17 protein-coding genes are annotated in these 17,411 nt (G+C 69.4%); 6 read left to right on the forward strand and 11 right to left on the reverse strand.

Annotated features, from left to right (window positions below; all coding sequences use genetic code 11):
* The first annotated feature begins 28 nt into the window (after positions 1-28).
* Positions 29-1,042 (forward strand): hypothetical protein, encoded by a 1,014-nt coding sequence (locus ENSA5_RS37135; RefSeq protein WP_181197436.1) that lies wholly within the window; start codon positions 29-31, stop codon positions 1,040-1,042.
* Positions 1,043-1,311: 269 nt separating this feature from the next.
* Here ENSA5_RS37135 and ENSA5_RS06340 read toward each other — a convergent pair whose 3' ends face one another.
* From ENSA5_RS06340 to ENSA5_RS06385, 10 genes are all read right to left on the reverse strand, one after another.
* The gene (locus ENSA5_RS06340; RefSeq protein WP_146155389.1) at positions 1,312-1,953 is read right to left on the reverse strand and encodes a High-affinity nickel transporter; all 642 of its coding nucleotides are present in this window, start codon (positions 1,951-1,953) and stop codon (positions 1,312-1,314) included.
* Positions 1,953-2,747 carry a nickel pincer cofactor biosynthesis protein LarB gene (gene larB / locus ENSA5_RS06345; RefSeq protein ID WP_106390731.1) on the reverse strand — a complete coding sequence of 265 codons (795 nt, stop codon included), beginning with the start codon at positions 2,745-2,747 and terminating at the stop codon, positions 1,953-1,955. Before larB ends, ENSA5_RS06340 begins: the two co-directional genes overlap by 1 nt.
* Positions 2,744-3,565 carry an ATP-dependent sacrificial sulfur transferase LarE gene (gene larE / locus ENSA5_RS06350; RefSeq protein ID WP_106390732.1) on the reverse strand — a complete coding sequence of 274 codons (822 nt, stop codon included), beginning with the start codon at positions 3,563-3,565 and terminating at the stop codon, positions 2,744-2,746. Before larE ends, larB begins: the two co-directional genes overlap by 4 nt.
* A complete protein-coding gene (gene larC / locus ENSA5_RS06355; protein WP_106390733.1) occupies positions 3,565-4,782 on the reverse strand; it encodes a nickel pincer cofactor biosynthesis protein LarC in 1,218 nt (405 codons plus the stop codon). Before larC ends, larE begins: the two co-directional genes overlap by 1 nt.
* 115 nt (positions 4,783-4,897) lie before the next feature.
* Positions 4,898-5,998, reverse strand: a complete 1,101-nt coding sequence (locus ENSA5_RS06360) for a shewanella-like protein phosphatase (RefSeq protein ID WP_258182754.1) — start codon at positions 5,996-5,998, stop codon at positions 4,898-4,900.
* On the reverse strand, positions 5,998-6,396 hold the full coding sequence (locus tag ENSA5_RS06365) for a TraR/DksA family transcriptional regulator (protein ID WP_106390734.1): 399 nt from the start codon (positions 6,394-6,396) through the stop codon (positions 5,998-6,000). Before ENSA5_RS06365 ends, ENSA5_RS06360 begins: the two co-directional genes overlap by 1 nt.
* 58 nt (positions 6,397-6,454) lie before the next feature.
* Positions 6,455-6,994, reverse strand: a complete 540-nt coding sequence (locus tag ENSA5_RS06370) for a hypothetical protein (RefSeq protein WP_106390735.1) — start codon at positions 6,992-6,994, stop codon at positions 6,455-6,457.
* A gap of 27 nt (positions 6,995-7,021) precedes the next feature.
* Positions 7,022-8,107 (reverse strand): sensor histidine kinase, encoded by a 1,086-nt coding sequence (locus ENSA5_RS06375; protein ID WP_258182755.1) that lies wholly within the window; start codon positions 8,105-8,107, stop codon positions 7,022-7,024.
* A 44-nt stretch (positions 8,108-8,151) separates the two neighbouring features.
* The gene (locus ENSA5_RS06380; protein ID WP_106390737.1) at positions 8,152-8,895 is read right to left on the reverse strand and encodes a response regulator; all 744 of its coding nucleotides are present in this window, start codon (positions 8,893-8,895) and stop codon (positions 8,152-8,154) included.
* The gene (locus ENSA5_RS06385; RefSeq protein WP_106390738.1) at positions 8,892-10,139 is read right to left on the reverse strand and encodes a protoglobin domain-containing protein; all 1,248 of its coding nucleotides are present in this window, start codon (positions 10,137-10,139) and stop codon (positions 8,892-8,894) included. Before ENSA5_RS06385 ends, ENSA5_RS06380 begins: the two co-directional genes overlap by 4 nt.
* A gap of 170 nt (positions 10,140-10,309) precedes the next feature.
* Here ENSA5_RS06385 and ENSA5_RS06390 point away from each other — a divergent pair, with 170 nt between their 5' ends.
* Complete coding sequence (locus tag ENSA5_RS06390) at positions 10,310-11,653, forward strand: cytochrome ubiquinol oxidase subunit I (protein WP_258182756.1); 1,344 nt, start codon at positions 10,310-10,312, stop codon at positions 11,651-11,653.
* A gap of 5 nt (positions 11,654-11,658) precedes the next feature.
* Positions 11,659-12,666 (forward strand): cytochrome d ubiquinol oxidase subunit II, encoded by a 1,008-nt coding sequence (locus ENSA5_RS06395; RefSeq protein WP_258182760.1) that lies wholly within the window; start codon positions 11,659-11,661, stop codon positions 12,664-12,666.
* A gap of 32 nt (positions 12,667-12,698) precedes the next feature.
* Here the strand turns inward: ENSA5_RS06395 and ENSA5_RS06400 are convergent, their stop codons facing one another.
* Positions 12,699-13,982 (reverse strand): DUF5690 family protein, encoded by a 1,284-nt coding sequence (locus ENSA5_RS06400; RefSeq protein ID WP_258182757.1) that lies wholly within the window; start codon positions 13,980-13,982, stop codon positions 12,699-12,701.
* Positions 13,983-14,118: 136 nt separating this feature from the next.
* Here ENSA5_RS06400 and ENSA5_RS06405 point away from each other — a divergent pair, with 136 nt between their 5' ends.
* The 3 genes from ENSA5_RS06405 to ENSA5_RS06415 all read left to right on the forward strand — a co-directional run.
* The gene (locus ENSA5_RS06405) at positions 14,119-15,132 is read left to right on the forward strand and encodes a TRAP transporter TatT component family protein (protein ID WP_106390740.1); all 1,014 of its coding nucleotides are present in this window, start codon (positions 14,119-14,121) and stop codon (positions 15,130-15,132) included.
* Positions 15,133-15,280: 148 nt separating this feature from the next.
* Positions 15,281-16,306, forward strand: coding sequence for a TRAP transporter substrate-binding protein (locus ENSA5_RS06410; protein WP_106390741.1), 1,026 nt, complete (start codon positions 15,281-15,283; stop codon positions 16,304-16,306).
* A 109-nt stretch (positions 16,307-16,415) separates the two neighbouring features.
* Positions 16,416-17,411 (forward strand): TRAP transporter small permease (locus tag ENSA5_RS06415; protein WP_146155390.1); only part of this gene is annotated, 996 nt, incomplete at its 3' end.

Below are 17,411 nucleotides of genomic sequence, written 5' to 3' on the forward strand. Positions count from 1 at the left end.
GCGATCTGCGTGGGCCGACAACGCAGACGTGCCGGGCACGCTTCACCAGGGGGTCCTCTCTTTGTTCCGGGATGATCCCTGGCTCGGCTTTGATCTGCTCCAGATCGACCGGCCCGTAATTGGGACACCCGTCGACCGCCGGGGTGAGATCGACCGCGACGCCAAGCAGCACCTCCGGATCAAGTCGCGCTACCCGGACCTCGTCCTCGTGCATCAAGTCGAAGGGCAGCCCGCTGCCGGCATCGTGATCTGCGTCGAAGCCCAAAAAGACCCAAATTTGCGCAAGCGCTGGCGAATTCCCAGCTACCAGGCCAGCTTGGCGGAGGACTACGAGCTCCAGACCTGGGTGTTCGTCGTGTCGTTCTCGTCGAGGATGTCCGAGGCATTGAAAGCCTGGAGCCTCGGTTCGCCGCCCAGGGTCGACGCACAGGTGCTCGATGTCGACACGGTGCCGCGGGTCGCGTCGCTCGAGCAGGCGCTGAAGCGGCCCACGGCAGCTGTGCTGGCTGCGATCCTGCACGGATACGAGGGCGACCTCGAGGCCGCGCGGCTCGGCGTTCGAGCCTGCCGGGAGCTTTCCGAGAAACGGCGACGGCGCTACACTGCAACCATTCTCGCGGCGCTGCCCGAGCGCGAGCGGGAGATCCTGATGGGAGAGCTACCCGTGGAAGAACAAGATGAGCTGTGGGAGATCGAGCGAGAGAGCGGAACCTACAAGGTCGGGCTTCGCGCCGGACTCGAGCGAGGGCGGAGCGAGGGTCTCGAGCGAGGGCGGAGCGAGGGTCTCGAGCGAGGGCGGAGCGAGGGTCTCGAGCGAGGGCGGAGCGAGGGCCTCGAGCGAGGGCGGAGCGAGGGACTCGAGCGAGGTCGGCGGGTGACCTTGGTCGAGATGATCCTGGCGATCCTCGAGGTTCGAGGTGTCCCGCAAGATCCCGCCAGCGAGGCAAGGATCCGGGGCTGCGAGGAGCTGCCAACCCTGCAGACCTGGGCCCGGCGTGCCCGTGAGGTGGCGCGGGCGTCCGAGCTGTTCGATGAGGCGTAAACCAGGGGGGGCGGCTGATGAAGGCCGGCCAAACTGCCCGGGTCTAGCCTGGGCCGCCGCGGGTCGGCAGCTCTGCAGCTCGGCGCCGCGGCCACCCACGAGTTGCCCTAACAGCCCGTGGTGCAATGAATCGTGTCGCCTCGCGCCGGAATGTTCGCCGAGGGCGCGAAGCCAAAACGCCGCTGTACCGGGCGTACTGCAAGTTTTGGCGACAAAGCCCTCGGCGAGAAGGCCAAGCGAGGCGGCGCGAGGCATTGCACCACGGGCTGCTAACCCACCGTTGCCAAGACCAGCCAGATCGCGCCAACCACGATCGCCACAATCGAGGCCCCGACCAACACCCACCGGCGCACCCGCTCGCGCGAGCCGGGCAAGCGCCCGACGATCGCCGCGAACAACCCCGCGAACAAGCCCATCGCGACGATCGACCCGACCCCAAACCCGAGCAGGTAGCTGAGCCGGGCGCCGGCGGTCAACGCCAAGGCTGGGAGCACGCCATACAAATGCGAGCTCCCGGCGACCCCATGGAGCAGACCGATCCCGAGCGCCGACCTCCCGCCACGCGGATGCTCATGCTCATGCCCATGCCCATGCTCATGCCCGTGCTCGTGCTCGGCCGCCCCGCGGGCCCGCCACAGACCCCACGCACCGACCGCGATGATCGCAACCCCGACGACGCGCTCACCCCACGCACCGACGAGCTCGAGCGGGATCACGCTCCCGAAGGCCAGCAACAACAGCCCGACAAGCCAGACCCCGCTCGCGTGCCCGAGGCCCCACGCAAACCCGACCCGCGCCCCGTCGCGCTCAGTCTCGGACTCGGTCGCCAGCGGCGTGATCGCGGCCAGGTGGTCCGGCCCCGACACGACGTGCCAGCACCCGAGCAGCACCCCCGTGAGCGCCGCGAGCATCACGCTGAGTCCTCCGCTTCGCCGCCGACCCGGTTGATCAAGGTCGCCGCGTAGGCAGCTCCAAAGCCGTTGTCGATGTTGACGGTCAGGACCCCCGCCGCGCAGCTGGTCAGGCACGACAGCAGCGCCGAGAGCCCCTCGAAGCTCGCGCCGTAGCCGGTGCTGGTCGGGACCGCGATCACTGGGCAGTGCACGAGCCCGGCGACGACCGAGGGCAGCGCGGCCTCGAACCCGGCGACGCAGATGATCACGCTCGCGCGCTCGAGCGTCGGCAGCTCGGCGAGCAGGCGGTGCAAGCCGGCGACGCCGACGTCGGCGAGGCGCTCGACGGGGTTGCCCATGACCTCGGCGCAGCGCTGGGCCTCGTTGGCGACCTTCTGATCCGAGGTCCCGGCCGAGAGCACCAAGATCGTCCCGCGCTGGCGAAGGCGCGCGTCACGACGCAGCCCGAGCAAGCCCGCGGCCTCGTCGAAGAACAGGGCCGCGCGCGCGTCGTCGGGCAGGGCCTCGCGGACGGCGAGGTGGGCGGCCTCGTCGGTCCGCGTGCACAGGACGTTGGCGTTGCGCCTGGCCAGACGGGTGAAGATCTCGCGGATCTGCGCGGTGGTCTTGCCGGGGCCGTAGATCACTTCCGGGAACCCGCGCCGGGCCGCGCGATCGTGGTCGATCCGGGCCCACTCGAGGTTCTCGATCCGCGCCGCGCCGCGCTCGAGCTCGGCGAGCGCCTGGTCGCGATCGATGTCGCCGGCGAGCAGCGCGTCGAGGATCGCTCCGGTCGCGTGGGATTCGCTCATGCGTGCTCTCCCGAGGCTGGCGCGAGCACGTTGAGCGAGCCCGAGCGAAAACCCGATAGATCCAGGGTCACGACCCGATAGCCGGCCCGCTTGATCGCGGCGATCAGCTCGACCCGCAGCGACAGCGCCCGCTCGAGATCTTCGAGGGCGAGCTCGAGCCGCGCGAGCTCGCCGTGATGCCGGACGCGAAAGCCCGAGAAGCCCAGGCTGCGCACGCCGGCCTCGGCCTGCTCGACCCGCGCGAGGACCTCGGGGTCGACCCGGGTCCCCGCGGGCACGCGGCTGGCCAGACACGGCGCCGCGGGCTTTTGATGGTTGGGTAGGCCGAGGCTTCGCGCGAGCTCGCGGATCGCCGCCTTGCCGAGCCCGGCCTCGATCAGGGGCTTGCGGACCTCGAGCTCCTTCGCCGCGCGCAGGCCCGGGCGGTGACCGCCGAGATCGTCGAGGTTGTCGCCCGAGGCCACGGCCGCGTAGCCCTCGTCATGCGCGATTTCACGGAGGCGCTCGAACAGCTCGGTCTTGCAGTGGTAGCAGCGGTCTCCGGCGTTTTGGCGATAGCCGGGGCGCTCGATCTCGTGGGTCTCGACCAGGCGATGGCGCAGCGCGAGCGAGCTCGCGAGCTGCTCGGCGTGCTCGCGCTCGCTGCTCGCCAACGAGGGCGAGACCCCGGTCACCGCGAGCGCCCGCGGACCGTGAACGCGGGCCGCGACGACCGCGACCAGGGTCGAGTCGACGCCGCCGGAGAACGCGGTGATCGTCGGGCCGTAGCCACGCAGCACGCCCTCGAGCCGGCTCAGGTCGTCGGGTTGTGGTTCCATCAGCGCTTCGATGCCTCCCGCGCGAGCGCTGCCACGGCCTCGGCGACCTCGCGCAGCGGCAGCTGACGCGCGCGGGCGATGCGAGCGAGATCCTCGTACTCGGGCCGCCCGCGCCCACCCGCGTGCTTGATCCGGACCGGGCCCCAGGGCGTGTCGAGGGTCGTGATCTCGCGGGCGAGGATCGTCCGCGCGACGACCTGCTCGCGGACGCCGAGGGCGGTGGTCTCGCGCAAGATGGTTGCGACCGCCCGCTCGCGCAGCGGCGGGGGCACGAGCACGGTCAGGGCCAGGCCTGGGCGGCCCTTTTTCATGGTCAGGGGCGCGAACGCGACGTCGACGGCCCCGAGCTCGAACAGCCGGTCCGAGACCCACGCGAGCAGCTCCGGTGACTCGTCGTCGAGGTGGGTCTCGAGTACGCAGATCTGGTCGCGCTCGAGCTGCTCCTCGAGCTCCTGACCGTCGCCCTCGACCAGGCTCACGCGCAGCACGCTGCGCTCGCGGGTCCCCGCCCCGTAGCCGACCCCGCGGCTCCGATAGCCGAGCTCGCCATCTTCGAGGGGCCGCCCCCAGGCGCGCAGCAGCGCGGCCCCGGTCGGGGTGACCATCTCGCCCTCGCCGACGCCCGCGAGGACCACGAAGTCCGCGAGCAGGTGCACGACCGCGGGCGCGGGGCAGGGCATGTCACCGTGGGCGCAGCGGATCGTGCCCGAGCCTCCGGGCAGCGGACCGCAGAGCAATTCGTCGACGCCGAGGCGATCGAGCGCGAAGCTGACCGCGCAGATGTCGAGGATCGCGTCGGCGGCCCCGACCTCGTGAAAGTGCACGCGCTCGACGGGGATCCGATGGACCTTGGCCTCGGCCTCGGCCAGGACCACGAACGCGGCGTCGGCCTTGTGCTTGGCGCGGGCCGGCAGCGAGGACGCTTCGATGCGCGCGCGGATCTCCGGCAGGTGGCGGTGGTCCGCCTCGTCGGGCACGTGAAAGGTCGCCTTGACGCAGCCGAGCTGGCGGCGCATGGCCGGGCTCGCGTCGAGCCGCCAGTCGGGCAGGTTGAGCGAGCTCAGGGGCTCGGCGAGGGCGGCTTCGAGATCACCTTCGAGCTCGGCGTCGAGATCCAGCAGCGCGCCGAGCAACATGTCGCCCGCGAGACCGCCGAAGGGGTCGAGCAGCGCCGTCTTGCGCGGAGCGACGCCGCTGCTTGAGTCGGGCCTGGACACGGTTCGGCGGATGTACACCGAGATGCGGCCGACGGCCAGGAGCCGCGCTGGCCCCCGCGCAAGCGCGTGCGCAGCCCGAGCCCCTGCGGCCGTCCGAGCCCGCGCGGCAGCCCGATCAGGGCGTGGCCGGCTCTGGCCGGTCCGACGCGCGCAAGACGGTCACCGCGTCGCCGCGGATCTCCAGCACCTCCGTGGGCCCGCCGTAGTAGCTCGCCATGCCCACATCGACCATCCAGACCCGATCGTCGCAGGCCGAGGTGATCCCCTCGGTGTGGACCGTGTGACCGACGATCATCCGCGCGACCCCGATCGTCTCGAGGGCCTGCTCGAGCAGCGCGCAGTCGTCGGCGTCGGGGCTGTCGGAGTAGTGGCGACTCCAGACCGGCCCATCCTCGGCGGTGATCGCCTTGGGTGGCTCCGGGCGATCCCCCGCCAGCCAGGCGCGCGACTCGGTGTTGATCGCCGCGACGCGCTCCGCCCAGGGCGGCGTCACGCCGCCGTGCACGAACACGCTGTCCCCGACCACGATGATCACGTTGCGCTTGGCCAGCTCCTTGGCCCACGGCTGCCCGGGCCAAAACGCCGCCACGCGGGCCTGAGCCTGCGGCGGCGCCTGGGCCATGATCTCGCGCAGCTCCGGCCGCCCGGGGTCCACGCCCGGCGCGTCGGCGAAGTCCGCGTAGCCGCCGGGTGTCACGTAGCGCAGATCCCCGAGGGCGTTCATGAACTCATGGTTGCCGTTGAGCAGGTGGAGCGTGCCCCCGGCCGCCGCCGCCTCGTGCTGGAGGCGGGCGAGGAGCTCGAGGATCTCCTGCTCATCGTCGCCGCGGTCGAGCTGGTCGCCGGTCTGGACCACGACCAGCTCGCCGCCGATCCAGCGGTCGTTGTCGTCGATCGCCCCGGCCAGCCGCAGCGCGCGGCGGGTGGCCTCGATGTCGCCGTGGATGTCACCGAGGGCGACGAGGCGCGCGGGCGCGGGGTAGCGATCGCTGGTCGCAGGCAGCTCGCCCGGCTCGATCTGGGCGTGCTTGCCCGGGCTCTTCGGGGGCGGCGTGGCCGGCACGGCGGCGCTGCTCGCTCGCTCTGCGGGCGGGGTCGCGGTCGAGGGCTCGGCCGCGCGCTGTTGTTCGTGCGCGGGCGGCGGGGCCAGGCGCTCGCAGGCCGCAGCCGTGAGCGCCACCAAGACGAGTGAGCAGGACAGAGATCGCAGGCGCATCAGTAGCCGATCGGCTCGTTGCCGTGGGTGTCGACGACGCCAGCTGCACCCTCGTGCTGGGCCTGGGCTTCGACGGTGAAGCGGGTCGTGGGCTCGAGCTCGAGTCGACGATAGGGGATCTCCTCGTCGCTGTCTTCGCAGATCCCGTAGCTGCCGTGGTCGATGCGCTCGAGCGCCGCTTCGACCTCGGCGAGGCGGGCTCGGTCGCGGGCCAGGAGCTGGTTGCTCCGGTAGCGCGCGGCCTCCTCGGCGGCGGCGTCCTCGATGTCTCCGGGCTCGGCCGTGGGCGTCTCGGACAGCTCGACGGCGTCGCTGGTCAGGCGCCGGTTGAGCTCCGCGGCCTCGGCCTCGAGCTTGGCGCGGAGCGTTGCGAGCTGCGCTTTACTGAGGTGGTCCATCGTGACGCCAGCTTGCAGCGATCGGGCGCGGCTTGCAACGCGCAGATCAGCGCGAAGTTCATTGGCTCTCGATGGCCGGGGGCTTGCGGGTGCGCTCGTTGGGTCCGAACACGAATTGATCGCCGTCGAGCTTGGGTCCGCCGTCTCGGAACGCCTCGTCGAACTCTTCTTGGGTCAGGGTCGACTCGTCGAGGAGCTCGGCGAGCTCGGCGTCGGCCTCGGGCGAGCCGGGCTCGGGGCCCGAGGGCATGATCGGGGCGAGGGGATCGCTGGGATCGCTGGGATCGCTGGGAGCGCTGGGAATGCTGGGCTCGCTGGGACCTGCGGGCTCGCTGGGCTGCGCCCCGGCGTCGCTCGCGACGGGCTCGGGCTCCGCGGGCGCGCCCTCGGTCGGGCTCGCTGCGGGCTCGGCCGTCGTCGGCGCGGGCGGCAGCTCGACGGGCTCGCCCCGCTCCGGCGCCGGGGCAGCGTCGGGGCGCGCCGATTGGAGCTCACGCTCACGCTCGGGCCCACGCTCGCCAGCGAGGCCGGACGCGTCGCGTTGGCACGCGCTCGAGAGCAGCGAGGTGAGCGCGACCACGAACGACAGCGAGCGCATGGTCGGACAGTGTATCGCAGCCACGCCTCAGCCGGTGCTGGCCGGGAGCAGGATGTCGACCTGGGTGCCCTCGTCGCAGCGCACGCGGATCGCCCCGCCGTGCTGCTGCACGAGCGAGTGACAGATCGCCATGCCGAGCCCCGTGCCCATCGGCTTGGTCGAGAAGAAGGGCTCGAAGATTCGCTGAAGGATCTCTTCGGGGATCCCCGGCCCGTTGTCGCGCACGCGCAGGCGGACCATCCCGCCTTCGGCCCACGCCAGCGAGGTCACGATCAGGCCGCCACGGTGTTCGAGGGCCTCCATCGCGTTGCGGACCACGTTGATCACGACCTGCTGGAGCTTCTCGCGGTCGCCGTTGACGTACAGCGGGGTGCGTGGAAGCTCCGAGAGCAGCTCGATGCCGAGGCGCTCGGCCTCGGGCACCTGGAGCCGGACGACGGTCTTGAGCATCGCGGTCGCGTCGAAGCGCCGCATGTACAGATCCGCGGGTCGGGCGAAGCGCAAGAAGTCCTCGACCAGGTGCGAGAGGCGGCTGAGCTCGCGCTGGACCATGCCGACGGGCTCGGTCAGCTTGGGCTCGTCGGACATGCGCTTGATCCGGCGCTCGAGCAGCTGCAGCTGGAGGCTCGCGGCGTTGAGCGGGTTGCGGATCTCGTGGGCGAGGCCGGCCGACAGGGTGCCGACGGCGGCGAGCTTCTCGGCGATCCTCGCCCGTCGCTCGAGCTCCCGCGACTCGCGTTGGAGTCGGACCTTCTCGAGCGCGCGCCGGACCGTGGCCAGCAGATCGGTCGGATCGAAGGGCTTGAGCACGTAGGCGTAGGCCTCCTGGCCGACGGCCTCGATCGCGTCGTCGAGCGAGGCGTTACCGGTGATCAGCAGGACCTCGGCGAAGCCGTCGCCGGAGTGCTTGAGGTCGGGCAGGAGCGAGAGCCCGGTCGCGTCGGGCAAGCGAATGTCGACGAGCGCGACGTCAAACCCGCTCTGGGCCCGCTCGATCGCCTCGGAGCCCCGCGCGGCCCGCGTGACGGTCGCGCCCTCGTCCTCGAGGATCTCGGTCAGGTTCTCGACCAGGTCGTCGTGGTCATCGACGAGCAGGATGTGGGCGTCCTGCAACAGTGGCGGCGGACATTTCATCGCGGACCCGCGGTCACAGGCTCCTATACCATCTCGCGCAAATACTCGAGCAGGTTCGGGACTTGAAAGGGCTTGGCCAGGACCACGAGCCGGTCATCGTCGATCTGTGCGTCGTCACGCACGGCTTGGCTCAGCTCCTCTGGATACCCGGTAATGATGATCACGCGGCGCCTGCTGCCGTCGCTGCGACGCAGGAGCTCGCGCGCGAGGGCGAGGCCGTTGCCGTCGGGCAGGCGCAGATCGATCAGCGCTGCGCGAAAGTCGACAACGGCCGCGAGCTTGCGCGCGAGCGCGAGGTTGGTGGCCGGGTGGGGGAGCACGCCTTGCTCCTCGCGCAGGAGGTCGGTCAGGTTGCCGATCAGCGCGACGTCGTCTTCGAGCACGAGCACGGGCTTCTCGGCCGCGGCCACGTGCTCGACCATCTCGAGCAGCGCGTCGAGATCGACCGGCTTGTTGATGACCGCGAGCGCGCCGGAGTCGTGGGCCCGGGCCGTGGTCTCGCGGTCGGCGTAGCCGGTCATGACCAGGACCGGCGTGCCCGGGCTGCGCTCCTTGATCAGCGCGAGCAGCTCGATGCCGTCGATCCCGGGCATGCGCACGTCGGTGACCACGAGGCTCCACTTGCGATCGTCGAAGCAGGCCATCGCGTCGTCGGCGCAAGTTGCGAGGTGAACGTCCACGCCAATGTCGCTGAGGATCTCCCCGATGTTCTCGGCGAGGTCAGTGTTGTCGTCGATGACGAGGACCGAGGGCTGGGGTCGTGTCATGGCGCGGGCCGCCCGCTGAGTATGGCACCCGGCAGATGGAGGTTGACCACGGCCCCGCCGTCCGCGCGGTTGTCTGCGCTGACGTAGCCGCCGTGGCGTTCTGTCACGCTCTTGACCAGGGCCAGCCCGAGGCCAGTGCCGCTGGCCTTGGTCGTGACGAGGGGTTCGAAGATGAGCGGAAGGGTCTGGGCATCGAAGCCGGGCCCGCGGTCGGAGACCGACAGCCTCACGTCGCAGCTGTCTGGCAGCGTGTCGGCGCCCCGCAGGGTCGGCTCGCTCACGAGCGCGGCTTCGATGCGGATCCGTCCTTCGGTGCCGCGCTGGGCTTGGACCGCGTTGAGCAACAGGTTGACCAGGGCCTGCTTGATCAGCGCGCGGTCAACCCAAAGGTCGAGATCGACGAAGCCCTCGCGCTCGATGACAAAGTCGTCGGGGATCCCGACCGCCGTGATCGCGTCGTCGAGCAGCTCGTTCGCGGCGATGGCCTCGCGGCGCGGCGGCTGGTTGCGGGCCATCTCGAGCAGGTGGGTGATGATCGCGTCGCACTCGTCGATCTGGTTGGAGATTCGGTCGATGTGCTTGTTCGCGCGCGGGTCCTCCTTCATGCGTCGGCGCAGGATGTAGAGCGAAGACTCGATCACGCTCAGCGGGTTTCGGAGGTCGTGGCCGATGCTGGCCGCGAGCTGGCCGATCGTTGCGAGGCGTTCGCGTCGGCGCAGGCGCGCGTCGGTCTCGAGCTTGTAGGTCTCGAGCATGATCGCGAGCTCGAGGTCACACAGGCGATCGATCGCCCCGTGAAGGGCCACGAGCTCGCCGGACAGCTCGTCGGTCGGGCCGAACGCGTCGTTGGCGACCTGGCGAAAGTCGAGACGCATCACGTTCATGGCCGTGACCATGTAGCGCTGGGGCAGGCCGATCCGCACATGCATGTGGCCGATGCGCGCGCGTCGGCGGCAAAATTCCTCGTCGTGCGGACCCTCGAGCCCGCTGTGCATCCAGTCGACCAGCGAGCGCTTGAGCCGGGCGACTTGCTCGGGACCCCCGGTGATCGCCTGGTGGGCCTGGGGATGGTTGTTGATGCGCTCGTAGAAGTGCTCCGAGATCCGCTCGAAGTGAGGCTTGGCGGTGGGCAGGAAGGCGCGCAGTCGGGCAGAGTCGTCGGAGTTGAAGCCGATGTAGCCCGTGACCTCGGAGAAAAAGTCTGCGGTGTAGTCAGCCTCGGTGCTGGGTTTTTTCTGGTCCATCAGCAAAACCGCGTACACAGCTGCCAGGCCCGAGCGCGTGCATGCTTCGGCTCGGCTGGCACGAAGTGTCCCCTCGTGAGCAGGAGCTTAGGGTCCAGCGAACCGTGTTGGCCAGCTTGGCCAGCGGCAAGTTTTGCCTGGCGAGGTTCAACTGTACAGTGCACACCGACGTGTCGGACCTCCTCGCCGCCCGCAGTCAGATGGCCATGTCGCTGGCCTTCCATATTTTATTTGCGGTCGCGGGCATGGCCATGCCGCTGCTGATGGTCCTCGCGGAGCTGCGTCATCAGCGGACCGGCGATCCGGCCGCGCTCGAGCTCGCCAAGCGGTGGGCGAAGGGCACGGCGATCTTGTTCGCGGTTGGGGCGGTTTCGGGCACGGTCTTGAGCTTCGAGCTCGGGCTGCTGTGGCCGCAGTTCATGCGTCACGCCGGACCGCTGGTCGGGATGCCGTTTTCGCTCGAGGGCTTCGCGTTCTTTCTCGAGGCGATCTTCTTGGGTCTGTACCTGTACGGCTGGGATCACCTGCGACCGCGAGTTCACCTCGCGTGTGGTCTGGGGGTCGCACTGTGTGGGTTGCTGTCGGCGATCTTCGTCGTCGCGGTCAACGCTTGGATGAACGAGCCGAGCGGGTTCGAGTACGTCGACGGCGCGTTCGTGAACATCCGGCCGTGGGAGGCGATGTTCAACGGCGCGTTCTTCAGCCAGGCCCTGCACATGGCGCTCGCCGCCTACGCGTCGATCGCGGTCGCCGTCATGGGCATCCACGCGTGGGCGCTGCGGCGTGAGCCCGACAGCGCGCTGCACCGGACCGCGTTTCGCCTCGCGCTGGGCCTCGCGCTGGTTGCGGTGCCCGCACAGATCGTCAGCGGGGATCACTCGGCCAAGCACATCGCTCGGGATCAACCGGTCAAGCTTGCCGCGGCCGAGGCGCTGTTCGAGACCCAGACTCGCGCACCGCTGGCGCTCGGTGGGATCGCCGACAGCTCGAGCGCGCAGCTGCGCGGCGCGATCGAGCTGCCGGGGATGTTGAGCCTGATCGCGTTTTCGGATCCCGACGCCGAGGTCACCGGGCTCGACAGCGTGCCGCGGGAGCTGTGGCCACCGGTCAACATCGTCCACTTCGCCTTCGACCTCATGGTTGGCTGTGGCCTTGCGATGCTCGCGGTCGTCGGCTTCGGCGGCCTTTGGTGGGTCGACGCGCGCCTGCGCGGTCGCCCGCCGCCCTGGGCTCGGCCGCGCTACCTGATCTTCGCGCTGCTCGCGGGCCCCCTCGGCTTCATCGCGCTCGAGGCCGGCTGGGTCGTGACCGAGGTCGGACGCCAGCCCTGGGTGATCCAGGGCTACATGAAGACCTCCGAGGCGGTCACGCCCATGCCCGGGCTGGTCGCGCCCTTCTTGGTGTTCTCGGCCCTGTACCTGTTCTTGGGCGTGGTCGTGATCGTGCTGCTCAAAAACCACGTGCTCGCGGCGACGCCCGGCGCCGAGCGAGCGGCCGAGGAGACGAGCGCGTGACCCCGATGATGGTGTTCGCGCTGCTCGGCGCGGCGGTCGTCGCCTACGCGCTCACGGCCGGGGCCGACTTCGGCGGCGGGGTCTGGGACCTGCTCGCGGGCGGTCCCCGACGCGAGCGCCAGCGCGAGCTGATCGCGGAGGCCATCGCGCCGATCTGGGAGGTCAACCACATCTGGATGATCTTCGTGGTCGTGATCCTGTTCACGGTCTTCCCGACCGCGTTCGCGGTCATCACCACGGCGCTGCACATCCCGCTGCTGCTGGTGTTGGTCGGCATCGTCCTGCGCGGATCGGCCTTCGTGTTTCGGGCCTACGGCATGCAGCCCAACGAGGCGCGCGCGCGCTGGGGCCAGGTGTTCGCGTGGGCGAGCGCGCTCACGCCCGTGTTCCTCGGCATGACCCTGGCCGCGCTGTCGTCGGGGGCCGTGCACGTGGCCGCCGACGAGCGCGGGCTCGCCCAGGTCAGCAGCGGGTTCTTCGCTGGGTGGACGACCGGGCTCGCCGTCGCCGTCGGCGTGTTCGCGCTGATCTTGTTCGCGCTCCTGGCCGCGGTCTACCTCGCGCGCGAGGCCGAGAAGCTCGGCGAGCTCGAGCTGTGCGATGACTTTCGTCGTCGGGCGCTGATCTGCGAGGTGCTCGCGCTGGCGCTGGCGCTGGTCGTGCTGTGGCGGGCCAGGGTCGAGAGCCCCGCGCTGTTCTCGGGCTTGCTCCACGCGCGGTGGTCGATCGGGGCGCAGGTGCTCACGGCCCTGGTCGCGAGCGGGGCGATCATCGCGTTGGTCCGGGTCGAGCTGTCGCGCGCGCGGATCCTGGTCATGGCCCAGGTCGCGCTGATCGTGATCGGGTGGGGCCTGGCGATGGATGGCCACCTGCTGCTGCCCAACTTGCACGTCGATCAGGCCGGCGCCGAGCCGGCGGTGTTGGCCGCGCTGCCTTGGGTGCTGCTCGGCGGCACGGCGCTGTTCGGGCCGGCGCTGTGGTGGTTGTTTCGGGTGTTCCGCAAGCTCGACTGAGCTCGTCGCGTCAGCGCTCGGCCCCGACTCGATCAGTGAGCCGAGCGCCCCGTCCGGGTCAGGCCCGCGAAGTACAGCCCGCTGATCACAAACCCGAGCCCGCCGACGGCCGCGGTCACCCACGAGAAGGCGATCAAAAAGTCGAGCCAGCTGAGCTCGCGCTGGCCGAAGTTCTTGAACAGCATGACTCCGATCGAGCCGACGTAGCCGAACGCGTCGGTCACGTAGATCATGAACACCGCGGTGCCGACGACGCCGGTCGCGGCGATCAGGCGGTCGAAGAGCACGCAGCCGAAGGGCACGTAGGCCAGGTAGAGGCCGATCCCGATCAAGATCATCCAGGTCACGCCGTCGACCAGGCCGAGCTCGAAGGCCGCGGTCGCCACGGCGATGAGCGCGACGCCCGAGCCCATCAGCCAGTGGATCGCCAGCAGCGCCCGGCGGTTGTCTCGGATCAGGAAGACCGCCCCCAACAATGCGAGAACGCACGCGGCGACGATCGTCTCGCTCTTGGCGAAGACCGCCGCGTCGAGGACCCCGAGCTGGGCGAAGACGTCGGCGGCAAAATTGTCTCGGAAGTCCCGGTAGGCGGTCAAGAACACGTAGAGGACCGTGAGCGCGACGAGCCCGGGTGCAAAGCGCGCGAAGAACGAGCGACGCCGCTCACCATGCATGACGTCACGCCTGGTCCGGGCATCGATGTCGTCCTTGCTCGGGGGTGGCAGCTTGGCGAGGGCCACGACGGCGACGAGAAACAGCGGCAGAAACACCGCGCCAGTGACGGCAGGCATCCATCCTTCGGGGATTCCGACATCCATCAGCCCGAGGCCGACGCTCTTCACGAGCCCGCTCGCGACGATGTACGAGGCCGAGAGCCCCGCGCCGAGCAGCTCGGTCGTGCGTCGACCCTCGAGGAAGCCGAACACGAGGCCCCAGACGGCGCCGAGCGGGAGACCGTTGAAGAACATCGCGACGACCTTGCCGCGGGGTCCCACGAGCCCGAACACGACGAGGGCGAGCTCTGCGAAGGCGATGAGCCCGACCAGCGTGGTCGCCCGGCGGTGGCTCGGGGTCTCGCTGACCAGGCGGATCCCGATGAACTTCGACAGCGCGTAGCCGATCACCTGGCTGAGCACGAGGGCGATCTTCAGCTGAACGCCGAACACCTCGCCCTCGAAGCTCGCCGCCGCGAAGGGCTTGCGAAACGAGTACATGCAAAAATAGGCCGTAAACGCCGCGCTGACCGCCCAAAACGCGAGTAGGCGCGGGTCGAGTTGGCGCTCGCCGGGCTCCGGGCTGTCGCTCGCGTCGCTCACCGAGCCGGAGGATAGCCGGGCGGTCCGATGCTTTGGCGTATCCTCTCCCGTTGACCGAAGGGGTCCCGGCGGTATATGCGTGGACGAACGCCCGGCTTCGAGTCTGGTGACCGTGCACGCTTCGAGGACTGCTCACATGACAACGCGCTCGATCAAGTTCGCCGCCCTGGCCATCGCCCTGACCTCCGCCAGCGCCTGCAAGGGCCGCACGGCCGCCTGGGAGACCAAAGACAGCAAGCCGCCGACGTCGAGCGCCGAGACCTCGACCGCCGAGGCCGCCGAGACGTCGAGCGCCGAGACGTCGACCGCCGACGTGCCAACCTTTGACCCCGCGGTGGTGCTCGCGGCCGGCACGGCCGCCTGGGAGGCCCGCGCCGCAGGCAAGGACAAGGTCCTCGAGGCGATCGCTGCGTGGGAGAAGGTCCTCGGCTGCTCCGAAGGCACCACCTCGCCAGAGAAGCGCTGCGCGAACCCGGCGGTCACCGCGGAGAACATGGAGACCCTGGCCCTGATGACCCGGGCTTACTACTTCTATGCCGACAGCTACCTGCGCGGAGACGAGAAGACCTACCTCGAATTCATGAACCGCGCGGTCTGGTGGGGCGAGCGGGCGCTGATCGCGGCATCGCCCGAATTCGCCGAGAAGATGGCCAACAAGGGCAAGTATCACGAGGTCATCGGCGTGGTCGGGATCGAGGCCCTGCCGGCCATGTACTGGTACGCGACGGCGCTCGGCAAGTGGGCGCGGGCGTCGGGCTTTGGCGTCCTGGTCGGTCAAAAAGACAACATCAAGGCGACCATGACCCGGGCCCTCGAGCTCGACCCCTCCTACTACCACGGCGGCCCGCACCGCTACTTCGGGGCCTTCTACGCGATCGCGCCCGGCTTCGCCGGAGGTGATCCCGTCAAGTCGCAGGAGCACTACGACAAGTCGCTCGAGATCGCGCCCTACTTCATCGGCACCAAGGTCCTGATGGCCGAGAACCTTGCGACCAAGCTCGACGACGAGGAGATGTTCGATCGGCTCCTCGAGGAGGCCCTCGCCGCCGACATCAGCGCCGCGCCCGCGGAGATCCACGCGGAGTTTGCCGTCGAGCAGGAGAAGGCCCGGGAGCTCCAGAAGAAAAAGGACGAGGACGACCTGTTCTGATTGGAGCCTGAACATCTTTTTGGTGCGCAAGGCTGAGCGCGGGCCGAAGCACCCCGGAGCTCGCTCAGAACACCGTCCCCGAACCTGGCCAAAAAGCCCTCCGAAGGGCGTGAAGAATCCCCCGACCCTCGCGTCGAAAGCACCGCTCATGACCGACACCAAGAAGCCCCTCGAAACCAATCGCCGCAACTTCATCGCCGGTTCTGCTGCCGCGGTTTCAACCTTCTTCATCGGTCGACCCAAGGCGCACGCGGGCGACGCGGAGATCACCCTCAAGTTTGCGACCGTCGCTCCCTCGGGCACCCCGTGGTCGAAGCACACTTCGCGGCTCAAGAAGCGGGTCAAAGAGGGCACCGACGGCCGGGTCCGCGTCAAGGTCTACCTCGGCGGCGCCCTCGGTGACGAGAACTCCACGATCAGCCGCTGCCGCAAGGGCGGGATCGCCGGCTGGGCCGGGACCACGGCCGCGCTCGCCAGCATCATCCCCGAGTTCGCCGCCCTCGAGCTGCCCTACCTGTTCCCCAACGCGTCCGTCGCCGACGACATCCTCGACAACCGGGTCACCGCGCACCTCGAAAGGATGCTCAAGAAGGCCGGCTTCAAGCTCTTGTTCTGCTCCGAGAACGGCGACCGCTCGATCGGCACCAACTTCGGCTTCGTCAAGAGCACCGCGGACCTCAGGGGCAAGAAGATGCGCTCGCAGCAGCACGACGTGCACCAGAACACCTGGCGCGCGCTCGGGGCCTCGCCGCAGCCGATCCCCGTGACCGAGGCCATGACCGCGCTCCAGACTGGCGTCGTCGACGGCTTCGACAACACCCCGCTGTTCACCTTCGCCGCGTCCTGGTTCCAGGCCATCACCCACTTCACCCTGACCCGGCACAGCTATCAGCCCGCGATGGCGGTCATGAACCTCGACGTCTGGAACTCTCTGCCCGCCGACGTCCAGGAGCTGATCGCGGGCGATTTCAAGAAAGAGTCGGCCTACGGGCGCAAGAAGGTCCGCGCGATCAAGCAGCAGCTGATCGACAACTTCAGCGCTGCGGGCATCCAGGTTCACAAGTCGACCGCCAGCGAGCTGGCCGCGTTCGCCAAGGCGACCAAGCCGACCCACAAGAAGTTCACCGACAAGTACGGCACGAGCCTGTACAAGGCGATCACCAAGCACATCTAGGCTCCCTCGAGCCCGGCGCGATCGCAGCGCAGCCCCGAACCCGGTCAAACTGAGCAGTTTACCGGGTTCTCGCGTTCCCGCGCTCTCGCTCTGCATGTACGATGCGGCGGTGGAGTCGCTCAAGAAGCTGAACCACTGGCTCTACCAGATCGAGCGTGGGATCGTCGTGGTCTCGCTCATGGTCATGTCGGTGGTCGTGTTCCTTTCGGTCGTCCATCGCCGATATGCGGACCCCGAGAGCGTGCTGGCCGACAAGGTCGCCAAGCTGATCGGGGCCGAGCGCGATGGCTCGACCTGGCAGTCGCTGCAGGACGTCGCCGGCCCGATCTCGGCGCTGCTGCTGGCGGGCATCGTCTACTTGGGCTTTCGCACGGCCTCACGCCGCAAGCTGTGGGATCGCAGCGACGAGGCCGGCAAGACGGCCAAGGAGATCCACGGCGAGCCGCTCTCCCATGCGAAGTGCGCCGCCTATACGGCGGTGACGATCCTCGTGGCCTGGGGCCTCACGGTGTTGCTGTTCGGGACCGGGAGGGTCGAGCAGTACGAGTGCATCGAGCTGAGCCTCGCGGGGGAGTACAGCTTCCAATGCGGGCGCTTTCCGGCCGGGCTCGCGTGGGCCCAGCCGCTGGGGCTCATCCTCACGCTGTGGGTCGCGTTCATCGGCGCGTCGATGGCGACCAAGGACAACCTCCACCTCAAGGTCGAGGCCGTGCAGCAGGCCATGCCCGAGAAGATCAAGCGCATCAGCGGGCTGCTCTCGGGGGTGCTCACGGCCGTGTTCTGTCTGCTCCTGGCCTACCTCGGCTACCGCTACGTGATCGTGAAGCACGAGGAGTTCGAGATCTCCAACGGCCTCGGCGGGCTCCACGACGGCATCGACATCCCCTACTACATCAGCTTCTCGATCGTGCCGATCGCCTACACGCTGATGGCCGCGCGCTTTGTCGGGCTCGGGGTCCTGGCGTTCCGCGGTGAGCTCGAGGAGACGCCCGCGGAGCTGCGCGAGCTCAAAGCCGTCGAGGCCGAGGAGCCCGGCGAGCCCGAGCCCGCGCCCGCCGTCGCGTCCGACGCCCGTTCAGAAGACCCTCCAGACGAACCCTCCGAC

The sequence above is a fragment of the Enhygromyxa salina genome (genome assembly GCF_002994615.1).
In the GTDB taxonomy this organism is placed as follows: Bacteria; Myxococcota_A; Polyangia; order Nannocystales; family Nannocystaceae; genus Plesiocystis; species Plesiocystis salina_A.

Bases quoted from the DNA above. Each gene is read 5' to 3' on its own strand.
- ENSA5_RS06380 (WP_106390737.1), bottom strand. From the start codon at position 8,895: ATGACACGACCCCAGCCCTCGGTCCTCGTCATCGACGACAACACTGAC.
- ENSA5_RS06360 (WP_258182754.1), bottom strand. From the start codon at position 5,998: ATGCGCCTGCGATCTCTGTCCTGCTCACTCGTCTTGGTGGCGCTCACG.
- ENSA5_RS06385 (WP_106390738.1), bottom strand. From the start codon at position 10,139: ATGGACCAGAAAAAACCCAGCACCGAGGCTGACTACACCGCAGACTTT.
- larB (WP_106390731.1), bottom strand. From the start codon at position 2,747: ATGAGCGAATCCCACGCGACCGGAGCGATCCTCGACGCGCTGCTCGCC.
- ENSA5_RS06365 (WP_106390734.1), bottom strand. From the start codon at position 6,396: ATGGACCACCTCAGTAAAGCGCAGCTCGCAACGCTCCGCGCCAAGCTC.
- ENSA5_RS06410 (WP_106390741.1), top strand. From the start codon at position 15,281: ATGACCGACACCAAGAAGCCCCTCGAAACCAATCGCCGCAACTTCATC.
- ENSA5_RS06370 (WP_106390735.1), bottom strand. From the start codon at position 6,994: ATGCGCTCGCTGTCGTTCGTGGTCGCGCTCACCTCGCTGCTCTCGAGC.
- larE (WP_106390732.1), bottom strand. From the start codon at position 3,565: ATGGAACCACAACCCGACGACCTGAGCCGGCTCGAGGGCGTGCTGCGT.
- ENSA5_RS06340 (WP_146155389.1), bottom strand. From the start codon at position 1,953: ATGCTCGCGGCGCTCACGGGGGTGCTGCTCGGGTGCTGGCACGTCGTG.
- ENSA5_RS06395 (WP_258182760.1), top strand. From the start codon at position 11,659: ATGATGGTGTTCGCGCTGCTCGGCGCGGCGGTCGTCGCCTACGCGCTC.
- ENSA5_RS06405 (WP_106390740.1), top strand. From the start codon at position 14,119: ATGACAACGCGCTCGATCAAGTTCGCCGCCCTGGCCATCGCCCTGACC.